This is a genomic window from Natrinema soli (genome assembly GCF_028618695.1).
The window spans coordinates 1-4,898 of the sequence record NZ_JAQIVI010000542.1; the positions used below are offsets into that span (position 1 = coordinate 1).

5 protein-coding genes are annotated in these 4,898 nt (G+C 62.5%); 2 read left to right on the forward strand and 3 right to left on the reverse strand.

Features of this window, described 5'->3' with window-relative positions; translation table 11 throughout:
- A partial coding sequence (locus tag PGX04_RS26135; protein ID WP_273741165.1) for an amidase family protein occupies positions 1-525 on the reverse strand: 525 nt, incomplete at its 3' end.
- Positions 526-849: 324 nt separating this feature from the next.
- Positions 850-1,233, reverse strand: coding sequence for a hypothetical protein (locus PGX04_RS26140; protein ID WP_273741166.1), 384 nt, complete (start codon positions 1,231-1,233; stop codon positions 850-852).
- Between the two features lie 382 nt (positions 1,234-1,615).
- On the opposite strand from PGX04_RS26140, the gene PGX04_RS26145 reads away from it, so the two are divergent.
- Positions 1,616-2,428 carry a helix-turn-helix transcriptional regulator gene (locus PGX04_RS26145; protein WP_273741167.1) on the forward strand — a complete coding sequence of 271 codons (813 nt, stop codon included), beginning with the start codon at positions 1,616-1,618 and terminating at the stop codon, positions 2,426-2,428.
- A 159-nt stretch (positions 2,429-2,587) separates the two neighbouring features.
- Complete coding sequence (locus PGX04_RS26150; protein WP_273741168.1) at positions 2,588-3,775, forward strand: flavin-containing monooxygenase; 1,188 nt, start codon at positions 2,588-2,590, stop codon at positions 3,773-3,775.
- Between the two features lie 667 nt (positions 3,776-4,442).
- On the opposite strand, the gene PGX04_RS26155 is transcribed toward PGX04_RS26150, so the two are convergent.
- Positions 4,443-4,898 (reverse strand): proteasome assembly chaperone family protein (locus tag PGX04_RS26155; RefSeq protein WP_273741169.1); only part of this gene is annotated, 456 nt, incomplete at its 5' end.

The following is a 4,898-nucleotide window of genomic DNA, read 5'->3' on the forward strand; positions in this document are numbered from 1 at the left end:
CGCAATCGGGCTCATCCCGGCCGCGACCGCCGCCGCCGAGCCCCCCGAGGAGCCGCCCGCGTTCAGGTCGGTGTCGATCGGCGACGCGGTCGGACCGATCACCTCGTTGTCGGTCGTCCCCTTGTGACCCAGCTCCGGCGTGTTCGTCTTCCCGATCACGATCGCACCGGCGTCCTCGAGGCGCTCGACGATCGCCGCGGTCCGATCCGCGACGTGATCCGCGAAGAGCGCCGAACCGTACGTGTGGCGAACGCCCGCTTTCTGCGCACCGAGGTCTTTCAGCGCCAGCGGGACGCCGTGGAGCGGTCCGACGGGCTCGTCGTCTTCGAGCGTCCGGTCGGCTTCCGTCGCGGCCTCGAGCGCTTCGTCCGCACAGACCGTGACGAAGGCGTTGATTTCGTCGTCTCGTGTGCCGATCCGCTCGAGGTGGGCCTCGACGGCTTCGGTGGCCGTCACGTCCCCGTTTCGAATTCGGTCGGCGAGCTTCACTGCGGAGAGCCGGGTGAGTTCCGTCTCGCGTGACATACCGCTAGGACCACCCGATATCGTGATATACGTTAGCTTGACTTTCGGGATATCGGGGCGTGAATCGTAGCCTGACCGGCTGACTGTTAGCACGACTTCCGGCGTTCGGCGATAGAGCGAAGCAGAATCCGCTACCAGTAGATAGTAGGACGCTTTCGTTGGACAGGTGAAACTGTATCTGGTGGTTCAGTAACTACAGATGTGAACCGATCACCGAAATTTGTGCCAGGTATTGGTTGGGTTCGTTGAGCCGTGCGAGATACACGGCGCGTATCTCACTCCGTAGGGCACTCCCAGACGAACAGCGGTATAGAAATCAAAATACTATTCTAACACTGCCTGAACATCGTTCTCAGTTCTTCCGAGAGTAGGGAAATTGACGTACGAAGGCATCAACAGTATACCCGCATCAGCGGTGCGACCCATCGAGAACACGTTAGGATCGCGGTGAGCGATCTCCATTTTCATCAGATGCCAGTTCGCACGCATTTGCTCATCGCTCTCGTGTTCGACTACAACTCCATCTTTGTAGGCATCAAAGCTCGCTCGACGAGAGACTACGTCGTAATCGGTGGTCGTCTCGAACTTCACCGGGACCTCCTGTTCCCATCCCAGCGGATCAAGTAATTCACGCCGGGCACTCAGATACTGATTCCCCCCACCATAGTCGATATACCCCTCTGCAATTGCTGGTAACTCCTCTTTCAAACCCTTTCTCTCAATGATTTCTCTCCCCCCGTTGAACGACCACGTATCCCGTCTCCGAATCTCGGCCTCATTGAGCGATGAGACCCTTCACAGTCCCTTAGAATTTGAGGTCAAAACTACTACTCTCGACTGCGCGATTCACGCTCTGTGTTCAGCACGCTGTTCATAACAGTGAAACGATAACTCCGCCAGACGCTGCTGAATAGAAGGGAAGATTGCAGCAGTGACTGCCGCACAACGACCGAGGTGCATCGCCACCATCGGGGCGGGCCAGGATGCGGGCGGAGGACACGCCACTCGAACCGCCCGAGCCCCTCGAACGTAGAGTCGCCTGTCTCTCCCATGGTAGAAACGCTAAGTTCCTCGCCCCCCTATATCGCATATGACCGCAGGAATCGACAACATCCAGTTCCTGGCCACGTCGGCCCATCGCGTCAGCGTCCTCGAAGCGTTGCGCGACGGACCGACCGACCGCCGAGAGCTGTGTGAGGCCACCGGCGCTTCCTCGCCGACCGTCGGACGTGTTCTCGCCGACTTCGAAGAGCGTAGGTGGCTCGTCAGGGACGGCTCCACGTACAGGGTAACCCCCCTCGGCGAGTACGTCGCCAACCGTTTCCTGGCTCTCCGGGACGCGATGGAGATCGAGGAGAAGCTCCGTGACGTCTGGCAGTGGCTGCCGGTCGAGATGCCGGACTTCTCCGTCGACCTCTTCGCAAACGCGGTGGTCTCCTACCCCGGGCCAGGTTACCCCTACGAGCCCGTTGAGCGTCTCGGCCAGCTCATCGCGTCTACCTCGTCGTTGCGCGGATTCGACAACATCGTCTACAAGTCGAGCAACCTTGAGACGGCCTGCGGCGCGGTCCTCGAAGGAATGACGTTCGAATACGTGTTCACGCCCGAGGCCTTGGAAGGAATGTTCGCCTGGAATCCCGACCGGATCATGGAGGTCGCCGCTTGCGAGAACGCGACCATCCTCGTTCACGACCACCTCCCCGATGGTGACCGGTGTGGCCTCGGCATCGTGGACGATCGGACCGGCATCTGCTGCCACGACGCCGAGACCGGGGCGCTCGTGGCAGTCATCGACACCGACGCCCCGGAGGCCCACGAGTGGGCCATCTCGGTCTTCGAGCAGGTTCACGCGGAGGCGACCCCCGTAGACCCCGCTGCCTTCGAATCTCGCGCGCCTTCGTAGCACCCCTGGCGACGGCCGCCGCCGTTGGACTGGCAACCCGGTCAGCCGAAAGCCTCTGACGTAGCAGGCACCTGTCCTTTCCGAGATTTCAGGGCGTGAAATCCTGCACGCGGCATCATTACTTCCCTCCGGCGCGTACGTTTATCGAGGAACGAACACATGACCGAACGACACGACACCGTCGTCATCGGCGGCGGTCAGGCCGGTCTGGCGACCGGGTACTACCTGCAGCAGTACGACCAAGACTTCGTCATCCTCGACGCAGGCGACCGCGTGGGCGACCCGTGGCGGAACCGTTGGGACTCCCTCCGAGTGTTCACGCCAGCCCGCTACTCGAGCCTGCCGGGGATGAGCTATCCGGGCTCTCCGTATGCGTTCCCCACGAAGGACGAGGTGGCTGACTACCTGGAGACCTACGCCCAGCGGTTCGACCTGCCCGTCGAACTCGGCGTCCGTGTGGACCGGCTGGAACGGAGCGGCGATGGCTTCCTCATGAGCGCTGGCGACCGGCGGTTCGAGGCGGACAACGTCGTTGTGGCGATGGCGAGCTACCAGGTCCCAACGGTCCCGGATTTCGCGTCGGAGCTCTCCGACGATACCGTCCAGTTGCATACGAGCGACTACCGCAGCCCCGATCAGCTCCAAGATGGGAACGTGCTCGTCGTCGGTGCGGGGAACTCGGGAGCCGAGATCGCCCTCGACGTCGCCGGCGCGAAGCGCCGGCTGCAAGCGAGACGCGGAGCGTCTCGCCCTGTCGCCGACGGACCCAAGACGTGGCTGTCGGGCCGGGACGTCGGCCACGTGCCGTTCCACATCGACTCGTGGTTCGGCCGTCACCTGGGTGTCCCGTTCGTGATGCGCGTGCTCTTTCACAGGATCCTCACGACGGGGACGCCCATCGGGCGCCGTAAGCGGCCGAAGATGCTGTCCCAAGGGATCCAGTTGGTCCGGGTCAAACCGAGTGACTTAGCCGCGGCTGGTGTCGAGCGGGTGCCTCGCACGACCGGCGTCCGCGACGGTCGCCCCGTCGTCGGGGACGACGACGTCCTCGACGTCGAGAACATCATCTGGTGCACTGGCTTCCGCCCTGACTTCTCGTGGATAGACCTCCCAATCTTCGACGGGAAGGAACAGCCCAAAGAGCCCGTCCACGTGCGCGGCGTCGTCCCGGACGAGCCGGGCCTGTACTTCGTCGGCCTGTTCTTCTTGTACGCGATGACGTCGGGGCTGTTCACCGGTGTCGGCAGGGATGCAAAGTACGTCGTCGACCACTTGTCGTCGAGGGCGCGGCAGCAGCCTCGTCCGAGCCACATCGGATCGGTTAACGGATCCCCACAGCAGTCGTAGACGAGGTCGGCGTCAGCCAGATTTCAATCTCAAATCGAGTGGCGAACAGACAGGTCGGTTCGTTGGGTTCGCCCTGAACACGTCGGGGGCTTCACGATCGAACCGAGTGGCGAGTGGTCGAGACCGATGACCGCTCGGCGGGAGTCTATCGGCGACAAACGCCAGGTCCTCGCCCACAGGGACAACATCCTATTTTCAGCACGCGATCGGCGAACTGATACCGTGCCGTCACGATCACTCTGCTGAAGAGAAGGAGCGTATCGGTCACGATCAGTTGAACGTTCACTTATACATTAGCCGGGCAATTCTAGTGCGAGCAATGCTGATTTTCGATCGAACCGCTTGCAAAAGCCTGCGCTACAAAGGCCGCCTTCGCAGGCTTCGCCCGCTCCGGCGGTGTCGTTCGAAAGGCGCTCAGCGCGCTTTCGTGATCGAGCGGTGCAACGCTAAGCGGGAACGAAGTTCCCGCGAGGTCAGCGGGACGGACGTTCCGCCAGATTCCGCGAGGTCCGCGAAACCTTCGGTTTCGCTTGATGCCGAGAGAGCGATGCTCTCTCGTCGCAAACCGCTCGCTTCGCTCGCGGACGCTGGAAGCGGTAACGCCTTCACCTATACCGGGCGCGAGTTTCGCAGCATACGCGGAATGTAGAAACCGCCTTCCCAACTGCTACTGGTACATTCGCAACGGCTGGGCCTGCGAACTCTCATCCTGGCCGATCGACTGCATCTGCTGGGCCAACTGCTCCCGTTTCGCCCGAATCTCTTCGGCGCGGTCGACGAGTTCCGTCACGTCGATCTCGAGGTCGGTGACCGGCGCGATACCGTCCTCAAGCAGGACGCTCGCGGCTTCGGGGTCGGGGAACTGCGGGCTGCACTCGACGACGAGGCCGAGGCTGCCGTAGTCTTCCTGTGCGGCGCGGTTGATGAGCGCCCCCGTCGGCCCGGTGATGACGCCGTCTTCCGACGGAATCGGGATATCGACCGCCTCGAGTCGGTCGCCGCCGTCGCCGGTCGCGATACCGTAGAGGGCGGGTCGGTTCTCGCCGTCGCGTTCGGCGGGGAGCCCGCTCAGGTAGATCGGCGCAGCCCCCTGCTCGACGATCCAGCCGGTCAGGCAGTCGGG

Bases quoted from the DNA above. Each gene is read 5' to 3' on its own strand.
- PGX04_RS26150 (WP_273741168.1), top strand. From the start codon at position 2,588: ATGACCGAACGACACGACACCGTCGTCATCGGCGGCGGTCAGGCCGGT.
- PGX04_RS26145 (WP_273741167.1), top strand. From the start codon at position 1,616: ATGACCGCAGGAATCGACAACATCCAGTTCCTGGCCACGTCGGCCCAT.